The organism is Streptomyces sp. NPDC048506 (assembly GCF_040651315.1).
Taxonomy (GTDB): Bacteria; Actinomycetota; Actinomycetes; order Streptomycetales; family Streptomycetaceae; genus Streptomyces.
In genome coordinates this window covers 38,066-58,121 of sequence record NZ_JBEZIX010000034.1, presented here as the reverse complement: position 1 = coordinate 58,121, position 20,056 = coordinate 38,066, and the positions used below count along the sequence as shown (strand labels likewise).

Here is a 20,056-nt window from a genome sequence, read left to right as displayed (position 1 = left end):
ACCCGGATTACGGCGTGTCCGGCGGGCGCCTCCGCGGGGCCGCCCCACCCCGCTCACCGACACTGGCGCACTCGTCAGTCACTCTCGCCGCACCACCCTCATCACCGCACGGGACCAGCGATACCTCGCCACCCCGTCTCCCCCACCATTGCGATTTTCTCAACACGCCTGTTACGGTCCCGGGCCATGGAGAACGCCCCCGGGGAGGACGCCGACCCCCGGGTCACCGACGACGCCGGAGCGGTCACGGACCGTGTCCGGCAGCTGATCGGCCGGCTCGGTTGCAGCCAGCGCGAATTCGCCCGGCGCATCGCCATGGACCCCTCGAAACTCTCCAGGTCGCTGGGCGGCACCCGGCGCTTCACCCTGGCCGAGGTGGTGCGGATCGCGGACCTCGGCGGGGTCGACACCGGCTGGCTGCTCGGCGCCCGGGAGCGGCCGGCGGCACCGCCCGGCCGCGAGCCGGCGCCCGTCCCCGAGGGCGGGCGACCGCTCCAGCTCGTCCGGGAGACCGTCCGGCTGATCGCCGAGCACGGCTTCCACGGCGTCCGGGTCGCCGATGTCGCGGCGGCCTGCGGCACCAGTCCCGCCGCCGTGCACTACCACTTCGCCGGCCGCGACGAGCTGCTGGAAGCGGCCGTGCGCCGGTACCTGGACGAGGACACCGAGCGCCGCGCCACCGGCCTGGCCGGGGCCCCGGACGCCCGCGCGGAGCTGCTGCGTCTCATCGCGCTCCAGACCCCGCGCAGCGAGCAACAGCGCCGCCAGTGGCTGGTGCGGTTCGACCTGTGGACCGAGGCCGCCCGCTCCACGGCCGTGGGGCGGCTGTACGAGCACTCCCACCGGCAGTGGCGCGGCACCGTCGCCGACGTCCTGCGTCGCGGCATCGAGCAGGGCGTCTTCCGCCGCGTCGATCCGGAGTTCGCCGCACTGCGGCTGACCGCGCTGATCGACGGGCTGGCCACCCAGGTGCTCGCCTCCGCGCCGGGCGGCACCGGCCCCGACACGATGCACGCCGCGCTGCTGGCCTTCGTGGAGAGCGAACTGACCGCCGACTGAGAGCGGGCACCGGCGTCCCTCCCCGCCCTGGCCCGAGTTGGAGGTCTCGTCGGCCTGGCGGACAACCCTGCCTGAGCAGGGGCGTCGAGGCCACCAACGCCGAACGCGGCTCCGCACGGGATCGCTGCACGGGTGAACACCCCAGGCGTCCGGACCTCGCGCCGGCACCGGCCCGCAGGCCTGTCGTACGGTGAGGCGTTCCGTCCGCCGTCGCCCCGTTGCCGCAGCCCCCGTCCACCGAAGGGAACCCACCATGAGTGCCGTTCACGGCCACCACATCGAGATCTCGCAGGGCACCGACCACGTCCGCGTGGAGGTCAACGGTCAGCTGCTGGCGGACAGCCGCCGTCCGCTCCTCCTCGCCGAGACCGGCTACCCGGTGCGCTACTACCTGCCGCCCGAGGACGTCCGCACCGAGCTGCTCACCCCGTCCGAGACGCACACCGTCTGCCCCTTCAAGGGCACGGCCTCCTACTGGTCGCTCCCCGGCGGCCCGGAGGACGTGGCCTGGGCGTACCCCGATCCGCATCCGGAGGTCGCGCAGATCAAGGATCATCTGTGCTTCTACGAGGTCGAGGTCGCCTGAGGCACCCGGCGGCACCGGTAGGGCCGATGCGAGGAGGAAGTTTCCTGCCGATTCCGCTCCCGCCTCCGGGCCCTTCGGGGGCATCGCGCCGCAGGGCGCACAATCGAAGCGTGGATGACGCGAAGAGGGCTCACGACCAGGGCGGCGACCCGGCCTGCTGGCTGGACCAGGTGTGCCGGGCCTGTGGACGGATCCGGGAACGGCCCGGCAGCGCGGTCTGCGAGCACTGCGGAGCCGGCACGGAGGAGGACTCCCCCGCCCGCCGCCGGGACCGCGACGAGCAGGGCCGGGCCCGTAACGCCCGCCCGCGGGACGGCCTCGGCCGGCCGTTGCCGTACGGCTCCCCGGGCGTGGCACGGCAGCCCGAGGGGGTGTCCCGTACGCCGGCGCAGTCGCTGGCCGAGGCGCAGCGGCTGCTCGACGCCGGGATGCCCTTCCACGCCCACGAGGTGCTGGAGGACGCCTGGAAGGCGGCGCCGGAAGCGGAGCGCGAGTTGTGGCGGGGGCTGGCCCAGCTGGCGGTGGGGCTCACCCATGGGGCCCGGGGCAATGCCGTGGGGGGCACGGCGCTGCTCGACCGTGGATTGACGGCCATCGCACCGTACGAGGACGCCGCCCCCCACGGGATCGACATCGCCGGACTCCGGTCCTGGGCACGCGAACTGACCGGCCGTCTGACCGGCCCCGGGACCGTGTCGGCGGCGGAGTCGGCTCCCCGGCTCCGCGGCACTGACACCCCGACCGGGAGTCGCCCGGCCCAAGGACGCTGAAGACGGCGAGGAAGACGGGCGGAGGACTCCGGACGGCGGGGCAACTCCGGGTGACGAGTCAACTCGGCATGGATGCAGCCGAGTTGGCCCACGGAGGCAAGGGGCACGATGTGCCGCCGGCCCCCGGCCGTGAACGGCCAGGCGATGGCGGCCCCGTCCACCCCGAGGCCGCCGTCCCAGGACCTGCCCGGCGGACCCTACGAGCCCCCGCCGGGCCGCCCTCTCCCCTCCCCGCTGCGCACCCGCACCCGCCGTCCCGCGGCGAGCAGGCCACCCAGCCCGAGCACCGCCATCCCGGCGAGGCCCGCCCCGAGGACGAGGGCGGGGCGCCAGAGGACGCCGTCACGGGTGCCGACGTCGGCGGCCTCGGCGGCCACGGGGAGGAGCGGGCCGTCGTCAGCGGTGCGGTCGGCCCCCAGGGTGCCGATCGGCTGGGCGTTGTCGGACGTGCGGAAGCCCCAGTCCAGCAGCGAACCGGCTTCCTTGTAGACGCCGTTGACCACCTGTGACTGCGGGTTCAGCACGGTGACCAGCAGCGTACGGCCGTTCCGGCGGGCGGCGGCGATCAGCGTGTTGCCGGCCTTGGAGGTGTAGCCGTTCTTCACGCCGATGATGCCGGGGTAGCGGGACATGCCGTGCGAGCCCACCAACATCCGGTTGGTGTTCTCGATCGAGGTACCGCCGGAGCTGGGGAACACGGCGCGGGCGGTGGCGCAGTAGCCGGCGAAGTCCTCGTCGGCGAGCCCGGCGCGGGCGAAGACGGTCAGGTCATGGGCGGAGGACACCTGGCCGGGCGCGTCATAGCCGTCGGGGGACTTCACCGTGGTGTCGCGCGCGCCGAGTCTGCGCGCGGTCTGCTGCATCTCGCGGGCGGTGGTCTGCCAGCCGCCGTTCATGGCGGCCAGTACGTGCACCGCGTCGTTGCCCGAGCGCAGGAAGACACCGCGCCACAGGTCGCCGACGGTGTAGCGGCCGCCCTGTTTGACGCCGACGACGCTGCTGCCGGCACCGAGGCCGGCCAGGTCGGTGGCGCTGACCTGACGGACCGAGTCGGCCGAGAACTTCGGCAGGACGGTGACCGCGAACAGCGTCTTGAGGGTGCTGGCGGGGGCGAGCCGGCGGTGCGGGTCCTTGGCGGCCAGCACGCTGCCGGTGTCCGCGTCGGCCACCATCCAGGACAGGGCGGTCAGGCCGCTGGGCAGCCTTGGTATGCCGGGGGCGGTGGCGACCTGCACCCCGGCGTCGGCGCGGACGGATCGACGGGGCGTCGCCCCGGCCGCGGCTGGTATGGACGTCAGCGAAACTCCGGCGAGGGCGGCGAGGGCCATCGCGGCTGCCTTCTGGGACACACGTGCATCACATGCCATGCCGTCACGCTAAGTAGGGTCGGCGCCTCCCGCAGCACGGATGAGCCAGACGGAGCACAGCAGGTGGGTGACGCCCGGCGTGTCGGGGGTGATGTGTCGCACCTGCAACAGGTGCAAAGAAGGACCCGCCCGGTGCGACGGGGGATGCACACCGGGCGGGTCTCAGGAACCTTTCTACCTCATCGGCGAAGGGTTACGCCTCAAAAACCTGTTCGTTTTTCGATTACCAGGCGACGGGCAGCGAAATCAGGCCACGTGCCCGCAGCGCCCGGCGATGCCGCAGTTGACCACGCGGAACGTCCAGCCGGAGGCCCGGGAACCGGCTGAGGAGCGCCTCCAGCGCGGTGACCGCCTCCATCCGGGCGAGGGGCGCGCCGAGGCAGTAGTGGATGCCGTGCCCCAGGGCGAGGTGCCCGGAGAGGTCCCGGCCGCGGTCCAGCACGTCGGGGTCGGGGAAGCGGACGGGATCGCGGTTCGCGGAAGCGATCGACAGGAGGACGCTCTCCCCGGCCGGGATCCGCACCCCACCGATCTCCACGTCCTCCGTGGGGAAGCGGCGGATCGACAACGGGGCCGGCCCGTCGTAGCGGAGGAACTCCTCGACCGCGGCCGGCAGTTCGGCTGGATTACGCTGCAACTGACGGAGTTGTTCCGGATGGTCGAGCAGCGTGAGCACGGCGTTGCCGATGAGGTGGACGGTGTTCTCGTACCCGGCGAAGAGGATGAGGAAGGCGAGCGAGGTCAGTTCGTCCTCGGTGAGCCGGTCGCCGTCCCGGTTGCCGTCGGCGTCGTCGCGCACCGCGATCAGGTCGGAGAGCAGATCGTCGCCGGGCTCCGCGCGCTTGGCCGCGATCAGACCGGTGTAGAACTCCAGCATCGCCCCGACCGCCTGCTTCATCAGCTCCGGCCGGGTCGGATCCGGCGTGATCAACGCGTCCGACCAGGCCAGGAAGTCGCGCCGGTCGCGCTGGGGGATGCCGAGCAGATCGCAGATCACGGTGATCGGCAGCGGCCCCGCGTAGTCGGCGATCAGGTCCGCCGGGGCGCCGCGCTCCACCATCGCGTCCAACAGCCCGTCGGCCACCCGCCGTACGGGCGCGCGCAGCGCGTCGACCCGGCCGGGGGTGAAGGCCTTGACGACCAGGCGGCGGACCCGGGTGTGGTCCGGCGGGTCCATGTTGAGCAGGTTGGCGTCCAGCGCGGGCGGCAGCGCGAAGCCCCGGTAGCCGCCGGGGGTGGCGTTGCGCTTGTCCAGGGAGAGCCGCGGGTCGGCGAGGGCCCGGCGGACGTCGTCGTAGCGGGTGACCAGCCATGCGGGGTTGCCGTCGTTACCGGTGATCCGGTGCACCGGGCCGGCTTCCCGCAGCGCGGCGTAGGCGGCGTACGGGTCGTCGAGGAGGGGGGTCACGTCGATCGGGGCATCGGGGCCGGTCTCGGCGGTGTTCTGCATGATCCCGACTGTATGCCCCGGTGGCCGCCTGCCGCCGGCCGCACGCCATCCGGTACGACGAGCGCGAGCGGCACCGGCCGGTGACCGGTGCCGCTCCACGCGGTTCGGGCGGCCCGGACCCCCGTGCCGGGCCACCCCGTCTGTGGTTGTTCCTCAGTCCCGCGCCATGGCGCTCCGCTGCCGCAGCTCGGTGAGCACGGTCTCGATCAGCGGGGAGTGGTAGACGTCCGCGACCAGCGCCAAGTGCTCGTACTCGGCGCTGAGTTCGGCCTCGTCCGAGCCGGTGGCCACCACCACGCTGTCGGCGCCGTGGGCCGGGAAGTGGCCGACCGCGCGGTTCTCCAGCCCCCGGCGCAGCGCGGCGGCCTCGGCGACAGCGGCCAGCTGCCGGTCGTCGAGGGAGACCGCCCGGGCCCGTTCCCTGGCGACGTCGACGGCGTCCGACTCCACATGGCGACGGATCCCGCGCTGCACGTCCCGAATCTCGGCCATCTGCCGGTTGGCCCGCCACTCCAGATCCGCGAACGGCCAACGCACCGACCACGCCGAGGACTCCATGGTGACCTCGGGGGCATGTGCGGTGACGGTCCGCCAGAGCGGGGAGAGCCGCCGCAGCCGGCGCCAGGCGGCGACGCGGGGGCCGGCGGCCGGCAGCGCGAATCCGGCGAGGACGAGGATCGCGGCGACCGAGGCGCTCAGCGGCGCCACCCCGTTGGAGAGCCAGAGCGCGGGGTGGCCCGTCCAGGAGAGGACGAAGCCGATGACCTTGCACGCGCAGTAGACCAGGCCGAGCCAGCAGCCCGCCGCCAACACCCGTAGACCGCGCGCCAGATGCGTGCCGCCGAGCCGGGCGGCGTAGCGGGGGCAGAGCGTGCCCAGGCCCGCGAGGCTCGATCCGAAGATGGTCAAATACAGCACCAGGAACAGCATGACCCCGGGTGAGTCGGTGTATGCGGTGCTGAAGTCCCTGGGGTGTTCCACGGCGTCCGGACGGCCGACCGCGAAGCCGGTGATCGCCACCGCCCACAGCACGGCGACCGTGCCGACCGCCACGCGTGCCCGGGCCCGGGCGCGGCGGCGGGCTGCCGCGCCCTCGCCCGCCGTCCAGCGCAGCAGCAGGACGAGCGCGCCCGCGGCGAACACCACGACGGAGGAGTAGAGGAAGACCATGGCGAGGTTGGCCACGCCCACCAGCCGGTCGAAGGCCCGGTAGAGGCTGGGCGCGGAGAAGAGGAAGACCGTCGCCACGCCACCGGTCATCACGCAGGCCAGCCCCAGGTCCGCATTGCTGCGGTCCCGGAACCACGCGACGGACTTGTATCCGACGATCACCCAGGCGGCCAGCCCGAACGAGAGGTAGATGGCGTCAAACACGCGGCCCCCCGTCGCCCGCCGCGCCCGCGCCGACGTCATCGCTCGCCGCCCCGCCGGCCGGGGCGTCCTGCTCCCGCCGGACGTGTTGCAGCGCGGGTCCCAGGGCCGCGGCCAGCTCGGCCGCCTGCCCCTCCAGGGGGAGTTCGCGCTCGGCCTCCGAGGGCACCACCCGCTCCATCAGCAGGGTGCCGAGCACCTCGGTCTCCCGCTCGGCGAGGTTGTCATAGCCGTGGTGCCGGGCGAACCCCATGGTCAGACCCATCCGCTGCATGGCGGTGGCGACGTCGACCGACGGGGTCCACACCTTCAGGGCGTCCTCGGTGACGGCCGGGTCCTGACCGTGTCCCAGCAGCAGGTGGCTCAGCTCGTGCAGCACGATGTGCGCCTGGTGCCACGGTGAGGTCTTGAGCTCGTAGAAGACCCAGTAGCCGTCGTCGGTGACGGCCGTCATGCCCGAGACCACCCCGCCCAGGCTCATCGGCACCAGATGCACGGGCCGCTCGACGCGGGTGGCGACGATCTCGCACATCCCTCGCAGATCGGTCGCGGCGGGCAGCGCCAACTCCCTGATGAGCCGCTTGCACCGCCTGCGTATCTGCCCCACTCGCATGCTCGTCCCGTCCTCGTCTCCGGCCGGCCGCCAGGTGGCGAAGAGCTGGCCGCGGTCCACGGTCCCTACCGGATCACTCACCCCGTCCGTCACCACCCTGCGCCGGCGGGTCGGCCGGCAGGTTCATCTGCTGCCGGAACTGGGAGATGATCGTCGTCAGGCTGTCCTGCACCTCCGGCGGCAGCCCGACGGACCGCAGCGCGATCGCCCGCACCCGCTGGTCGCGCATCGCGGCGAGGAAGCGGACCTCCTCCTCCACCCGCGCGGCCTGCGGCTGGGAGAGGTCCCCCAGCAGGTAGCCGACCGGCACGGCGAAGAACTTGGCGAGCGCGCGCAGCAGTTCCGGACTCGGGTTCGCCCGCTTGCCGTTCCGCAGCATCGACAGGTACTGCTCGGTGACCTTCACCCCGCCGTACTCCTCGGCCCCACCGCTGATCTCCTCCGCCACGAAGGCGTTGGTGTACGGCGCGCCGGGCGGGTGCATGTTCGCGAAGAGGTGGTTGAGCCGCTCCGCGAGCACACTGCCCGCCGTCCCGGACCGGCCGTCGCCCCCCACGCCCATCCCCCGTCTCCCCCATTCATCGAACGCATCGAACCCAACGAACAGTTAAGGCCGCCCTTGGCGCCTCTCCCATCCTGTCACGTAACGAACGGGGTGCACCAGTCCACTTACGGACAGTGAGGGTCGGCCGTCTTAACCAACAGTTGAGTGACGGCAGCGGGGAGAGCGGGGACGAAGGACCGGGCGCCCGGCGGCGCACCGGCCGCGCCGGCAGGAGACCGTGCTCGCCCCCGTCCTCAACGCGCCGGCGTCGGGCGGGAATAGCCGACGTCGGGCGGGAATAGCCGACGGGGACGGCGCGTTGTGCCGCACGGCAAGGAAGGGTCGGTGGCCGGCGGCGCATCTGCGGCGCCCGGCGCGGCCCCGGGCACACCGAGCCGGGAGGGCGGAGGTGACGGTCATGGCACCCCTGTCCTGCCTGCGTGCCCTGACGTCCCCGTCCTCCCCTCCGGTCATGGCCTCGCCGTCCTGCCCGCCCGTCAGGGTCCTGGCTCCCCGGCGCCGCGTCCTGCTGTATTCGCGGCCCCATATCGACCTCCAGCGCGTGGCCGCCGCGCTCTGTTGTTCCTGAAGGCCCCACCTCATTCCGCCGAGCCTCCGGACGAGGCACGGCGCTCCCTCACGGTCGATCAGGAAGGCACCCTTTCGTGTCCCCCTCTCCTTCGCTCTCCTCCCCCCTGCCCTCTTCGCTCCACCTCGCCGTCGCGCTGGAGGGCGCGGGCTGGCACCCGGCCGCCTGGCGCGAACCGGCCGCCCGGCCCCGGGACTTGTTCACCGCCGCGTACTGGGCCGTCCTGGTCGCCGAGGCCGAGCGGGGCCTGCTGGACTTCGTGACGATCGAGGACGGGCTCGGGCTCCAGTCCGCGCACCCCACCGAGCCGGACGGGCGCACCGACCAGGTGCGCGGACGGCTGGACGCGGTGCTCGTCGCCGCCCGGGTCGCCCCCCTGACCCGGCACGTCGGACTGGTCCCGACCGTGGTCGCCACGCACACCGAGCCGTTCCACCTCTCCAAGGCCATCGCCACCCTGGACTACGTCAGCGCCGGTCGCGCGGGCCTGCGCATCGAGGTGTCGGCACGGCAGAACGAGGCCGCGCACTTCGGCCGCCGGGAGCTCCCGCGCCTCGGCGCCGAGGGCCCGGACGGTCCGGTGGCGCGGGAGGTGGCCGGCGAACTCCTCGACGAGGCCGTCGACTACGTGGAGGTGGTGCGCCGCCTGTGGGACAGCTGGGAGGACGACGCGGAGATCCGTGACGTCGCCACCGGGCGCTTCATCGATCGCGACCGGCTGCACTACATCGACTTCGAAGGCCGGCACTTCAGCGTCAAGGGCCCCTCGATCACGCCCCGGCCGCCGCAGGGGCAGCCGGTCGTCACCGCACTCGCCCACCGGACAGTCCCCCACCGGCTTCTCGCCCGCCAGGCCGACATCGGCTATGTCACCCCGCACGACGCCGACCAGGCCCGCGCAATCGTCGCCGCGATCCGCGCCGAGCAGCAGGCGGCCGGGCGCGGTGCCGAGCCCCTGCACGTCTTCGGTGACCTGGTGGTCTTCCTGGACGACGACCAGGCCGCCGCGGAGGACCGGCGCGGACGCCTCGACGCCCTCGCGGGAGAGCCGTATCCGAGCGACGCGCGCATCTTCACCGGCACACCCGCCCAACTGGCCGACCTCATTCAGGAGTTGGCGGCGGAAGGCCTGAGCGGCTTCAGGCTGCGACCCGCCGTCGCCGGGCACGACCTGCCGGCCATCACCCGGGGCCTGGTCCCCGAACTCCAGCGCCGCGACGCCTTCCGCACCGCCTACGAGGCCGACACCCTGCGCGGCCTGCTCGGGTTGGCCCGCCCCGCCAACCGTTACGCCCCCGAACTCTCGGCTCCGCCCGTCGGGCCCGGGTTCACCCCCACCACCGCCTGAGCCGGAAGGGCCCCACCGACATGAGCAAGCCACTGAAGCAGATCCATCTGGCCGCGCACTTCCCGGGCGTCAACAACACCACGGTATGGAGCGACCCCGGGGCCGGCAGCCACATCGAGTTCAGCTCCTTCGCGCACTTCGCGCGGACCGCCGAGCGCGCCAAGTTCGACTTCCTCTTCCTCGCCGAGGGGCTCAGGCTGCGCGAACAGGGCGGGAAGATCTACGACTTGGACGTGGTGGGGCGGCCCGACACCTTCACCGTCCTCGCCGCCCTCGCCGCGGTCACCGAACGCCTCGGCCTGACCGGCACCATCAACTCGACCTTCAACGAGCCCTACGAGGTGGCCCGCCAGTTCGCCAGCCTCGACCACCTGTCCGGTGGGCGTTCCGCCTGGAACGTCGTCACCTCCTGGGACGCCTTCACCGGCGAGAACTTCCGCCGCGGCGGTTTCCTGCCGCAGGAGGAGCGGTACTCCCGGGCGAAGGAGTTCCTGGCGACCGCCCAGGAGCTCTTCGACTCCTGGCACGGCGACGAGCTCGTCGCCGATCAGGCGACCGGCACCTTCCTGCGGGACGCCAGGGCCGGAGCCTTCGTCCACCAGGGTCGGCACTTCGACATCCAGGGACAGTTCAACGTCCCGCGCAGCCCCCAGGGGCGGCCGGTGGTCTTCCAGGCCGGCGACTCCGACGAGGGCCGCGAGTTCGCCGCGGCCGGCGCCGACGCGATCTTCAGCCGGTACAGCACTCTTACGGAGGGGCAGGCGTTCTACAGGGACGTCAAGGGCCGCCTGGCCACATACGGCCGCCGGCCCGACCAGCTGCTGATCCTGCCCGCCGCGACCTTCGTCCTCGGTGACACGGACGCCGAGGCGGCGGAGCTGGCCCGCGAGGTGCGCCGCCAGCAGGTCAGCGGCGCCACCGCGATCAAGCACCTGGAGTTCGTCTGGAACCGCGATCTGTCCGCGTACGACCCGGACGGCCCGCTGCCCGACGTCGACCCCGACCCCGGCGAGCACACCATCGCCCGCGGCCGAGCCCAGGTGCGGATGTACCGCGATCCGCTGGCCACCGCCCGCGAGTGGCGGGAGCTCGCCGCCGCCAACAAGTGGTCGATCCGCGACCTGGTCATCGAGACCGGCAACCGCCAGTCCTTCGTCGGCTCTCCGGCCACGGTCGCCCGGACCCTCAACGACTTCGTCCAGGCCGACGCCTCCGACGGCTTCATCCTCGTCCCGCACATCACCCCGGGCGGCCTCGACGCCTTCGCCGACCGGGTCGTCCCGCTGCTCCAGGAGCAGGGCGCCTTCCGAACGGAGTACCAGGGCACCACGCTGCGCGACCACCTCGGCCTGGCCCACCCGGACGCCGCGCCGCTCGACGAGCGGGCGGCTTCATGACGCTCCGCTGCTCGGGTGCCGCGGGCGGTGAGCCGGCGGCAGATCTCCGTACCGAGGAAGCCGCTGCCGCCGGTGACGAGCACCCGGTCCGGGCCGCTCGCCGTCACGCCGTCTCCAGGAGGAAGTCGCGAAGGTGGCCCCCGAGGGCGGTGGCGGCGTCCTCCATCACGTAGTGACCGGCGTCGGCGTAGACGTGGACGCGGGCCTGTGGGAACCGGCGCACCCAGGCGTCCAGCACGAGCGGGGTGAAGACCGGGTCCCGCATCCCCCAGCCGACGAACACCGGCAGTCCGGTCAGACCGCTGCCGCCGTCCTCCGGTTCGAGCAACCGCCAGGCCGGCGCGTCGTCATGACGGGGGATGCTCCGCAGGAATGCGACGATCGCCCTGCGGTCCCGGCGCCGGGCGTACGGCAACAGGTACGCCCGGCGCTCCGCGGCGGCGAGCGGACGGACCACGCCGACGCGTACCGCGGCGCGGGCGAAGGCGTTGGTGAGGTGCGTGAGGGCGGCCAAGGGTGCGTAGTCCCTGATACATCTCAGCGGGACGGGCAGGCGGTGGCCCGGGGGCCAGCGGAAGGCGATGGTGTTGAGGACGACCAGCCGGGAGACCACCCCCGGGTTGCGCAGTGCCCATGCGACGCCGAGCGGACCGCCCCAGTCGTGCATCACCAGGGTCCACCGCCGGCCGGGAAGTCGACGGACGTCGATGAGGTGGTCGAAGAGGGCGTCCATGGCGTCGAGTTGGGCCGTGTAGCGGTCGGTGACGTCAGGGGGCACCGGGGGCCGGGGCGACAGCCCCATGCCGAGCAGGTCCGGGGCCAGGCAGCGGACGTGCGGTGACAGGACGGGCAGCAGATGCCGCCAGACGTAGCTCCAGGACGGGTTGCCGTGCAGCAGCAGTACGGGGTGGCCCGAGCCGGTGTCGAGGTAGTGCTGGCCGTTGGCGGGGACGCGGTGCCACTGGGTCGGGCCGGGGTATCCGGGCAGCCGGCCGGGCGGGACGACGGGCGGTGGTCGGGTTCCCGGCGGCGGTGCGGTCGCGTCCATGGCGTTCACAGCCTGATCAGGGCGGGTCCGGGGCTCGGACGAGTGGCAACGGCGGGACGGCTGGCGGTCGGCAACGGCGGCCGGACAGGCACGCGGAGCACATCGGAAACAACACCACGTTAGTCGGACAAGGCGCCAAATGGGGCTACTGCACCAGTAAATTCACCCCATAAGGTGAAAGCCGGCCGCCACGAGACAGCACGTCGAGCCGGCAGCGCCGCGAGTGCGCGGCTCGTGAGTGCGCGGCGTCGCACACACCGTCCGGAATGCCACAGAAGCCCGTCTCCGCATCTCTGCGAAAACGGGCTCCCGCCTGCGACTACGCAAGTCGGGACGACAGGATTTGAACCTGCGACCCCTTGGCGCCCAGCGGTCGAACGGGTGTCTGACTAATGTTCACCAGTCCAAATCGGGCAGGTCAGGACCTATCTCATCCGCCCTGCATGACACCTGATGCCATCTCATGACGTCCCATCCGTGAGAGGCGCGTGAGAAGCGGTGCGCAATGTTGGCACTTGATGCACAGCGAATGCGCAATGCCGCGTTTTCGGTGCGCAATCAGTTCGGAGCGTGACCGCCAGCCACCCGTCAGCTCGGCAGCAGACGGATCATCGAGTTGCGGAGTCGAGCGTGCTCGGTGGACATGAAGCGGTGCAGGTTCCGGGAGCCGAAGGCGACCCGCTGGGCGCTGCGCCGGCGTTCCGAGTCGTAGGCGCGAAGGGCGGCCGTCAGACCGTTGGGTCCGCGTTCGGCGACGGCCCTGGTCAGAGCCTCCGCATCCAGGATTGCCGTGCACGCGCCCTGTCCCAGGTTCGGCGTCATAGCGTGCGCCGCGTCGCCGACCAGCGCGACCTTTCCTTTGCACACGAAGGTCGGCAGGGCGGGGAACAGATGCCGCATCTCATAGCGGATCCAGATGGCAGGATCTGTCTCGGCGAGGATCCGGGGTATGGGCTCGTGCCAGCCCTCGAAGTACCCGCAGAGTTGTGCGGCGGTGGTGGCCTCGGGCACGGCGGCGTACCAGTTGGTGCGGCCCGGCTCGACCGGGGTCATTCCGAAGAACTGGCCCTTGCCCCAGGTCTCGCCGTACACGCCACTCTCGAAGTCTGCGATGCCGATCCAGGCGACGGTCCCCACGCGTCGCGGGGCGCTGCGTACGCCGAAGCAGGCGGCGCGCACGGCACTGCCTATGCCGTCGGCGCCGATCACCAGGTCGTGTCCGGCCACCAGCGACTCTACGTCGGAGACGTTCTCTCCGAGTTCGAGGGGCACGTTCCCGAAGGCGTCCAGCTGCTCCAGCAGAGCGTCGATCAGGTATGGCCGGGAGATCAGGAGTTCGGGACGGCCGAACTTGCGCTCGATGCGCTCCAGCGGGAGGTTCGCCACCACCCGCCCGCCCGGGGTACGAATCCGTGCGCCCCGGTACGGCACTGCGAGGCGGCGGAAATCCTCGCCCACCGCAAGGCGGTCCAGGGCGTCCTGCGCAGTGGGGTGGATGCCGAACGCGGTGCCGTACCGCTCCAGCTCGGTTCGACGCTCCAGGATGGACACGCTCCATCCCGCGCGGCGCAGCCCGATTGCCGTCGCCAGCCCGCCGACCCCCGCCCCGACGACAACCGCCGTTCCGGTCATCACGCCTCCCAAGTCGTCCCGCCCGTCGATCTCGGATCACCACAGATGTGGTACCACGGCTGGGGTATTGTGGGCAAGGCGCCAAGGAGTGAGGAGCACTGACGGTGAATCGGGACCGCCGGGATCTGCTGCGCGACGCGGCCATCGAGGTGCTGGCCGATGCCGGCGGACGCGGCCTGACGCACCGGGCCGTCGACGCGGCCGCCACGGTGCCACCGGGCACCGCCAAGAACTACTTCCCCACCCGGGACGCCTTGCTGCGCGCGGTGGCCGAGCGGTGCGTGGAGCAGTACCACGAGATCACGGCACAGCTGATGGCCGCCGGAGCGGGACCCGCCGACCGTGAGGGCCTGGTGGCCATGTTCCGGGGACTGCTGGAGAACGTCGCCGGGCCGGGCCGCTCCCGCCTGCTCGCCTATCTGGAGCTGCAGGCCGAGGCAGCCCGCAAAGCCTGGCTTTCACCCATCCTCGACCCGATCGCCGCCGCCGACTTCGCGGGCCTCGAGCTGGCCCAGCGGGCCGCTGGACTGCCCGTCACCCCGCAGCGATCCGCCGCCGTCACCCTCGCCATGCACGCCGCCATCCCGCACCTGCTGACGGATGGCCCCAACACCCTGGCTGCCGCTGGCCTGGACGACCCCGACCGGTTTGTCCGCGGTCTGCTGGATGCGGTGTACCCCGAGGGCCCGGACGGTCGGCATGCGGCCGAGGCTGAAGCCGGCAGCACGACCTGACCTCGCCCGTCATGAGAGGCACACCCACCTTCCGTGTAGTGGCCCGCCGCGCAGTTTGGAATGCCGACCGGACCCACGCTTCACACAGCCCCCACTGACCGTGACTGCCTGTGAAGTCCTGAGCGCCGATTGCACACGCTCAGCCGAGGCGATGAGTGCGCGCACTCAGCCGGGATTTCGGCGTTGCCGCAGCGGCCAGTGCGCACCGGGTCGCGGACCCTACAGCCCCGCCGCACTCGGGCCGAGCCGCCTTCCCGGCATACCGAACGTCTGCACCCGGCTACGCGCACAGGCCGTGACGCTCGCCAGCTCCGGCATCGGTCTGGATGGCGATGCGGCGTATTGCACTGACGTCAACGGCCCTGGGTGAGAAGGGGTTTGACGTCCAGGATCGGGGTCGCGTCGAGGGCTTCGAGGTTGCGGACATGCACGCGCGTGTCCGCGATCGCGAGGATGTGGACGGCGTGCAGGCCGATCGGGTTGGGCCGATCGGGCGCGCGGGTGGCGAACACGCCTGCGTGTCGCCGGGTGGCGTCGCCGCGAGGGTGGACGGTGAGCGTGTCTCGGTCGGCGCGGTCGAGCCAGGTGAGCAGGAGTACGTCGATGCCCGGGATCAGGCCTTCCAGGGCGGGGGCGAACCGGTCGTCGAAGACGAGCCAGGCGTCGGGGGCTCCCTCATCGGGCTGCCGGGGTGCCGCCGCCCGGTCGGTCAGCGTCGACTCGACGCGCCCGATGGGGCGCAACGTGTACGTGGTCAAGAGCAATGGATCCTTTCGTGAGCCGGGCCGCACTGCGGACTCAACCAGCCCGGCGGTCCCGGGGGTTCCGGCGCGTTTCGCCTCCAGGACTCCGGATCGTAGCCGTCGCAGCCATCCTCATCCGGACGCGGGCGATCTGCGCCGTCCCCGGCCACGCACCCGTCCGGCTCGGCTCCGCTACGAGCCGTCGTCCCGCAGAAAGCGCAGGTATCGGTCTGCGGAACGACGGACCCCGGCCGACCCGTCGGTGCTGAGGATGTCTCCGCTGAACAGCGCGCCGCGCCCGTCCGGGCCGTCGGCCCAGTGCAGCACGGTGCCTCCGGCGAAGTGCGTGCCCGCGTTGATCAGCGTCATGCCGGGCGCGATCCGGTGGGTGTCGCCCGCCCAGTATTCGATCGCCGGATCGGGTCGCCCGACCCAGTCACGGTCCTCGGCGTGAACCCGCACCGGAGCGTCGAACGTCCGGCCCCACTCGGTCACACCGCCGTAGAAGTGCGGATGGCTGACCGCGATCGCGCTGATGCCACCCAGGCCCTCGATCTCGGCGGCGAGGTCGTCATCGAAGTAGCCCGCGCAATCCCACAGCACGTTGCCGGACGGCGAGCGGATCAGCAGCGCACGCTGGCCGACGGCCACCGATGGCTCCGTGCCAACCCCGATGACACCGGGGCCCTCGTCGTCGAGCCGACCGCGCCGGCCACTGGCCACGCAACTCGGCCAGGGTGGTCCCTTGTTGGCCGTTCCAGCCGACGTACTGCCGCTCGTCCAGGCAGACCGGGCAGTCGTCGCGCGGAGCTCCGTACTGCACCCGGCAGGTAGAACAGATCGAAAGCTCCATACCCGCGGCCGACGCTCTCCGCGGGTTCGACGTCCTCGGCGACATCCGGGCGGGTCAGCAGCGGCTCCGGGAGCCACCCGTCCACGTAGTCCTCGCGTTGGCGCGCCAACGTCCGCCGCCGGTTGAGCGCCTGCCGCGTCACGGCCCCGACGAGGTAGGGCTACTCGCGGGTCACGCACCTCCGCCTGGTCGACGTCGGCCCACCGCAGCCTGGACTCCTGCAGCACGTGCTCCGCCTCGTCGCCCGACCCGGGCATTTCGTAGTCGATCGTGAACAGCAGGCCGCGGTGGGCAGTGAACGGGTCCTCGGTCATGTCGCCGATTCCGCGCCGGAAGGTTCCGAACGCGCGGCCAGCGGAACCTCGCACACTTCGGAGTAGCCCTGCGAGGTGATCCCGTGCGCGGTGTTGGCCCGGGTCGCCATGTTGGCGAAGCCGATGAACGCGGTGAGTTCGACCATCCCCGCCGGGCTGAGCGCATCCAGCAGACGCTTCGACAGCTCGTCGGTGACGGTCGGCGGCGTGTTGGTCATGGCCTCGGCGTACTCCAGCACGTCCCGCTCCAGCAGCGTGAACACGTCCGAGGTCCGCCAGCGCGGCACCTGGCTCGCCTTGGCCAGGTCCAGGTTCTGGTTCAGCGCGTGGAAGTAGTTGACGTCCAGACACCAGCTGCACCCGACCTGCGCCGCGACGGCCATGTGCGCGAACGTCTTGAGGCCCGCGTCGGCCGCGTCGCACGTGCCCAGTTCGGCGGAGAACTCCAGGTTGGCCCGGGCGAGCCGGGGGTTGTGCCACATCACCTCAACGGGCTCCGGCACGGCACCGAGCTGTTTGATCATGTTTTCGGCGAGCTCGGCGGGAAGCTCCGCCTTCGGAACGCGCAGCGTCATGCTGTCCTCCGTGTAGATGTGTTTGTCTGCCATAAAGACACCGCAGGAACCGCGGATGTGACTACCGTCGTGCTAGGCGCCGTCCGGCTGTTCCGCGGTTCGGCGGGCCCCGCTCGCTTCGCGGAGAATCGCCCAGGCGTCCGCGACCTGACCCATGTGTCCAAGCTTGTCGGGGTTGATGACGGCGCGGATGGCCTGGATCCGGCCGTCGAGGATGTCGAGCGCCCAGGTGCCGAGGATCTTGCCGTCCCGGGCGCAAAGGATCGCGCCGGGCTGGCCGTTGACCTCGTGCAGCTCCACGACGCCGCCGACCCCGGTGAACAGCGGGGCGAAGGCGGCGACCCGGCGGGCCACCTGGTCGATACCGAAGGCGCCTTCCTTGCCCCACAGCGGGGCCTTGCCGCCGCCGTCGCCGACCATGTGCACGTCGGCGGCGAGAACCTCCCGCAGCGCGTCGACGTCTCCCTCGCTGAAGGCGTCGAAGAACCGCTCGGCGAGTTCCTCGCGCTCGCGCCGGTCGGCCTCGAAGCGGGGCCGGCCCGCGTCCATGTGGCGGCGCGCCCGCACCGCGAGTTGCCGGCATGCGGCCTCGGAGCGCCCCACCGCGGAGGCGATTTCCGGGAAGCCGAAGGCGAGACCCGGGTGACCACGGCAGAGAGGAACGACTTGGCGGAGACGGGTTGCGTCGGGGAGGACTCCCAGCGCAGCCAGGTCTCCTGGACCGCGTCCTCGGCATCGCTCACGCTGCCCAGGATCCGGTAGGCGATCGAGAAAAGCAGTGGGCGCAGGTTCTCGAAGTCCTCGGTGCGCGTCATGCCAGCTCCTTTTTGAAGCCCTTCCGCCACGACGGGTAGCGCAGTTCCCAGCCGAGTTCGCGCTTGGCTTTGGCGTTGGAGAAGCCGCGCCCCTCGGTCATCATCAGCACCGCCACCTCGCCGGCGAGCAGCTTCGCCAGCCATACGGGCACCCGCATCGGCTTCTTCGCGCCCGCGCACGCGGCCAGATACGGCAGCCAGTCGTTCGCCGGGGCCGGCTCGTCGTCGACGATGTTGAAGATGCCTCGCGCCTTCTGCTCCACCGCCAGGACGGTCGCGCTCGCCGCGTCGTCGAGATGCACCCACGAGCTGTAGCCCGTACCGCGCCCCACCAGCGGGAACTGCCGCTTGCGGATCAGGTCCACCTGGTCGTCGGTGGCACCCGGCCCGTAGAACCCGCCGTAGCGCAAGGCCGCCCCGCCGGCCTTGAGGACCATCTCTTCGACGTGGCGGACCGCCGCCATTCCCGGGGCGGCAGACGTCCCCAGCATCGGGTCTGTCGGGTCTTCCTCGGTCTTCACCCAGCCACCTTCGCGGATGCCGTTCCCGTTGGCGTAGCTCTGGGCGACGACATGGGGCACACCCGTCGCTTCGGCGGCGGCCAGCAGGTGGTCCGTGCCCTCGGTCCGCAGCCGGTTGGTGGTGGCGAACCAGCGGTCCATGTGCTTGATGTCGGGCTTGCCGGCGTGCGCCAGGGAGATCGCGGTCATCTGGTGCACGATCACGTCCGGCTGGTCCCGGGCCACCGCCTGACCGACCAAAGCCGCGTCCAGGCCATCCATGACGACCCCTTCCGCGCCCAGCCGCTGCAGCAGCCCCAACTTGGCCGCGCTCGTCGTCGTCGCGGTCACCTGGTGCCCGCGGGCAACGAGCTGCGGAACCAGCCGCCGCCCCAGCACCCCGGTTCCACCTGCCACGAAAACCCGCATGACCATCACCTTCCGCTTTCGGACGCGTATCTCTGCTACCCGAGACGAGACAGCCCCGCTCGCTGTGACATCGGCGGCGAAGTGGCCGGACAAGTACCGGCGGACCGGCTACAGGTCGACCGTCTCGCCCACCGCCGGACGGCGTACCTCTGCCCCGGAGCGTTCCGCCCCGCCGGCCAGCACGCCGTCCAGCACCCGCAGGCCCCAGTCGCTCACCAGGCCGTCGTGCACGGCGTACGCGCGCTGCGGAGCCACCACGCGCAGGTACTCCAGCACCCGGGAACTGCCGGGCCGGAAGTGACATGCGCTTGCCGCGTGGGAGGGCACTGCGGACCGGTAGCGCCGGGTCAGCCTGCCGCCGTCACGTCACCGCACTCTCGTCGCCCACCCCGGGGAACCATTCACCTGACACCACAGCCGGGACACCGTGGCCGGTACGGCGGGCGAATTCCGCGAGCCCGGCCACCTGGCGCGGCCCGAAGGAGTAGTCCAGGGCGCGGCCGAAGTAGCGTTCCAGCGTGGGAGCGTCGTACGGCTCCCAGCGGGCGGTGCGCGCGGCGAGTTCGGCGTTCTCAGCGCGGGCAAGGTCGCGGGCGGCCAGCAGACCGCGGTGCGCCGCTGCGACGGCGTCCGGCCGGCGCCGGGCCAACTCGCGGCGCACCGCCCAGACCGCGAAGACGAACGGCAGACCGGTCCACTCGCGCCACAGCCCGGCGAGGTCGTGCACCCGCGGTCCGGCGGGCGTCCGGCCTCGGGACACCGCAGCGTCCAGCGCTGAGTCCCCGAACAACACGGCGGCGTCCGCGCCGCGGAGGACGAAGACCGGGTCCCGGGAGCCGGGCACGTACCGTGAGACCACACCGTACCGCTCCTCCAGCAGCAGGCGCGCCAGCCGCCGGGAGGTGGGCCCGGCGGGAGCCAACGCGACAGTGGCACCGTGCAGTTCGTCCAAGCCCACGTTGCTGACCAGCACGGACGACATCATCGGCCCATCGCTTCCAGAGGCGATGCCGGGCAGGGCGAGCAGCTCTTCACTGTGCCGCAGATAGGTGACGGCGGGCACCGCCGCGATATCGAGATCGCCCGCGAGCAGCCGCCGGGCGAGACGGTCCGGGGTATCTGCTACCAGATCGACGTCCAAGAGCGCCGTGGTGCGGGCGAGCCCCCAGAACAGCGGCACGCAGTCGAGAAATCCGGTGTGCCCCAAACGCGGGCGGCGCCGCTCACGGTCGGCATCGTGTCCGATTTTCACGGTCGAATGCTACGACGGGGGAGATTGGGTCTTGCGATGGGTTGCCGGGTCGGCCCACGCCCGCCAG

The 20,056-nt window shown here is 71.9% G+C and carries 20 protein-coding genes and 2 pseudogenes; 7 read left to right on the top strand and 15 right to left on the bottom strand.

Annotated features, from left to right (window positions below; translation table 11 throughout):
• The first annotated feature begins 186 nt into the window (after positions 1–186).
• From AB0C96_RS26365 to AB0C96_RS26355, 3 genes are all read left to right on the top strand, one after another.
• Positions 187–1,059: a TetR/AcrR family transcriptional regulator gene (locus AB0C96_RS26365; RefSeq protein WP_362920430.1), complete on the top strand. Its 873-nt coding sequence runs from the start codon at positions 187–189 to the stop codon at positions 1,057–1,059.
• A 253-nt stretch (positions 1,060–1,312) separates the two neighbouring features.
• On the top strand, positions 1,313–1,645 hold the full coding sequence (locus tag AB0C96_RS26360; protein WP_362920428.1) for a DUF427 domain-containing protein: 333 nt from the start codon (positions 1,313–1,315) through the stop codon (positions 1,643–1,645).
• Between the two features lie 191 nt (positions 1,646–1,836).
• A complete protein-coding gene (locus AB0C96_RS26355; RefSeq protein ID WP_362920515.1) occupies positions 1,837–2,415 on the top strand; it encodes a DUF309 domain-containing protein in 579 nt (192 codons plus the stop codon).
• Between the two features lie 197 nt (positions 2,416–2,612).
• Here AB0C96_RS26355 and AB0C96_RS26350 read toward each other — a convergent pair whose 3' ends face one another.
• The 5 genes from AB0C96_RS26350 to AB0C96_RS26330 all read right to left on the bottom strand — a co-directional run bounded on the left by AB0C96_RS26350 (position 2,613) and on the right by AB0C96_RS26330 (position 7,778).
• Positions 2,613–3,764, bottom strand: a complete 1,152-nt coding sequence (locus tag AB0C96_RS26350; protein ID WP_362920426.1) for a serine hydrolase — start codon at positions 3,762–3,764, stop codon at positions 2,613–2,615.
• Positions 3,765–4,005: 241 nt separating this feature from the next.
• Positions 4,006–5,232 carry a cytochrome P450 gene (locus AB0C96_RS26345; RefSeq protein WP_362920424.1) on the bottom strand — a complete coding sequence of 409 codons (1,227 nt, stop codon included), beginning with the start codon at positions 5,230–5,232 and terminating at the stop codon, positions 4,006–4,008.
• A gap of 153 nt (positions 5,233–5,385) precedes the next feature.
• Entirely contained in the window at positions 5,386–6,606 is a 1,221-nt protein-coding gene (locus AB0C96_RS26340; RefSeq protein WP_362920422.1) for an MAB_1171c family putative transporter, read from the bottom strand.
• Positions 6,599–7,210: a hypothetical protein gene (locus AB0C96_RS26335; RefSeq protein WP_362920513.1), complete on the bottom strand. Its 612-nt coding sequence runs from the start codon at positions 7,208–7,210 to the stop codon at positions 6,599–6,601. The genes AB0C96_RS26340 and AB0C96_RS26335 overlap by 8 nt, the downstream gene beginning before the upstream one ends.
• Positions 7,211–7,289: 79 nt before the next feature.
• Positions 7,290–7,778, bottom strand: coding sequence for a helix-turn-helix transcriptional regulator (locus AB0C96_RS26330; RefSeq protein WP_362920420.1), 489 nt, complete (start codon positions 7,776–7,778; stop codon positions 7,290–7,292).
• Positions 7,779–8,178: 400 nt separating this feature from the next.
• On the opposite strand from AB0C96_RS26330, the gene AB0C96_RS26325 reads away from it, so the two are divergent.
• The 3 genes from AB0C96_RS26325 (at position 8,179) to AB0C96_RS26315 (ending at position 11,094) form a co-directional block, all read left to right on the top strand.
• Positions 8,179–8,349, top strand: a complete 171-nt coding sequence (locus AB0C96_RS26325) for a putative leader peptide (protein WP_362920418.1) — start codon at positions 8,179–8,181, stop codon at positions 8,347–8,349.
• 76 nt (positions 8,350–8,425) lie between these two features.
• Positions 8,426–9,697 carry an LLM class flavin-dependent oxidoreductase gene (locus AB0C96_RS26320; protein WP_362920415.1) on the top strand — a complete coding sequence of 424 codons (1,272 nt, stop codon included), beginning with the start codon at positions 8,426–8,428 and terminating at the stop codon, positions 9,695–9,697.
• Between the two features lie 20 nt (positions 9,698–9,717).
• Complete coding sequence (locus AB0C96_RS26315; RefSeq protein ID WP_362920413.1) at positions 9,718–11,094, top strand: NtaA/DmoA family FMN-dependent monooxygenase; 1,377 nt, start codon at positions 9,718–9,720, stop codon at positions 11,092–11,094.
• A 103-nt stretch (positions 11,095–11,197) separates the two neighbouring features.
• On the opposite strand, the gene AB0C96_RS26310 is transcribed toward AB0C96_RS26315, so the two are convergent.
• Entirely contained in the window at positions 11,198–12,142 is a 945-nt protein-coding gene (locus AB0C96_RS26310; RefSeq protein ID WP_362920511.1) for an alpha/beta fold hydrolase, read from the bottom strand.
• 588 nt (positions 12,143–12,730) lie between these two features.
• Positions 12,731–13,774: an NAD(P)/FAD-dependent oxidoreductase gene (locus AB0C96_RS26305; protein WP_362920411.1), complete on the bottom strand. Its 1,044-nt coding sequence runs from the start codon at positions 13,772–13,774 to the stop codon at positions 12,731–12,733.
• Between the two features lie 104 nt (positions 13,775–13,878).
• Between AB0C96_RS26305 and AB0C96_RS26300 the strand changes: the two genes are divergently transcribed.
• Positions 13,879–14,508, top strand: a complete 630-nt coding sequence (locus AB0C96_RS26300; protein ID WP_362920409.1) for a TetR/AcrR family transcriptional regulator — start codon at positions 13,879–13,881, stop codon at positions 14,506–14,508.
• A gap of 353 nt (positions 14,509–14,861) precedes the next feature.
• Here AB0C96_RS26300 and tsaA read toward each other — a convergent pair whose 3' ends face one another.
• From tsaA to AB0C96_RS26260, 8 genes and pseudogenes are all read right to left on the bottom strand, one after another.
• On the bottom strand, positions 14,862–15,266 hold the full coding sequence (gene tsaA, locus AB0C96_RS26295; protein WP_362920407.1) for a tRNA (N6-threonylcarbamoyladenosine(37)-N6)-methyltransferase TrmO: 405 nt from the start codon (positions 15,264–15,266) through the stop codon (positions 14,862–14,864).
• 177 nt (positions 15,267–15,443) lie between these two features.
• On the bottom strand, positions 15,444–15,902 hold the full coding sequence (locus AB0C96_RS26290) for an MBL fold metallo-hydrolase (protein ID WP_362920405.1): 459 nt from the start codon (positions 15,900–15,902) through the stop codon (positions 15,444–15,446).
• Between the two features lie 212 nt (positions 15,903–16,114).
• A pseudogene (locus tag AB0C96_RS26285) lies at positions 16,115–16,418 on the bottom strand (RNA polymerase subunit sigma-24); the annotation flags it as partial.
• Positions 16,415–16,993, bottom strand: coding sequence for a carboxymuconolactone decarboxylase family protein (locus AB0C96_RS26280; RefSeq protein ID WP_362920509.1), 579 nt, complete (start codon positions 16,991–16,993; stop codon positions 16,415–16,417). The gene AB0C96_RS26280 and the pseudogene AB0C96_RS26285, both read right to left, overlap by 4 nt.
• A gap of 72 nt (positions 16,994–17,065) precedes the next feature.
• Positions 17,066–17,808 (bottom strand): annotated as a pseudogene (locus tag AB0C96_RS26275) (sigma factor).
• A complete protein-coding gene (locus AB0C96_RS26270) occupies positions 17,805–18,743 on the bottom strand; it encodes an NAD(P)-dependent oxidoreductase (protein ID WP_362920404.1) in 939 nt (312 codons plus the stop codon). The pseudogene AB0C96_RS26275 and the gene AB0C96_RS26270 overlap by 4 nt, the downstream one beginning before the upstream one ends.
• A 102-nt stretch (positions 18,744–18,845) precedes the next feature.
• Positions 18,846–19,013, bottom strand: a complete 168-nt coding sequence (locus AB0C96_RS26265) for a hypothetical protein (protein WP_362920402.1) — start codon at positions 19,011–19,013, stop codon at positions 18,846–18,848.
• 85 nt (positions 19,014–19,098) lie between these two features.
• Entirely contained in the window at positions 19,099–19,989 is an 891-nt protein-coding gene (locus AB0C96_RS26260) for a menaquinone biosynthesis protein (RefSeq protein ID WP_362920401.1), read from the bottom strand.
• Between the last annotated feature and the right edge of the window lie 67 nt (positions 19,990–20,056).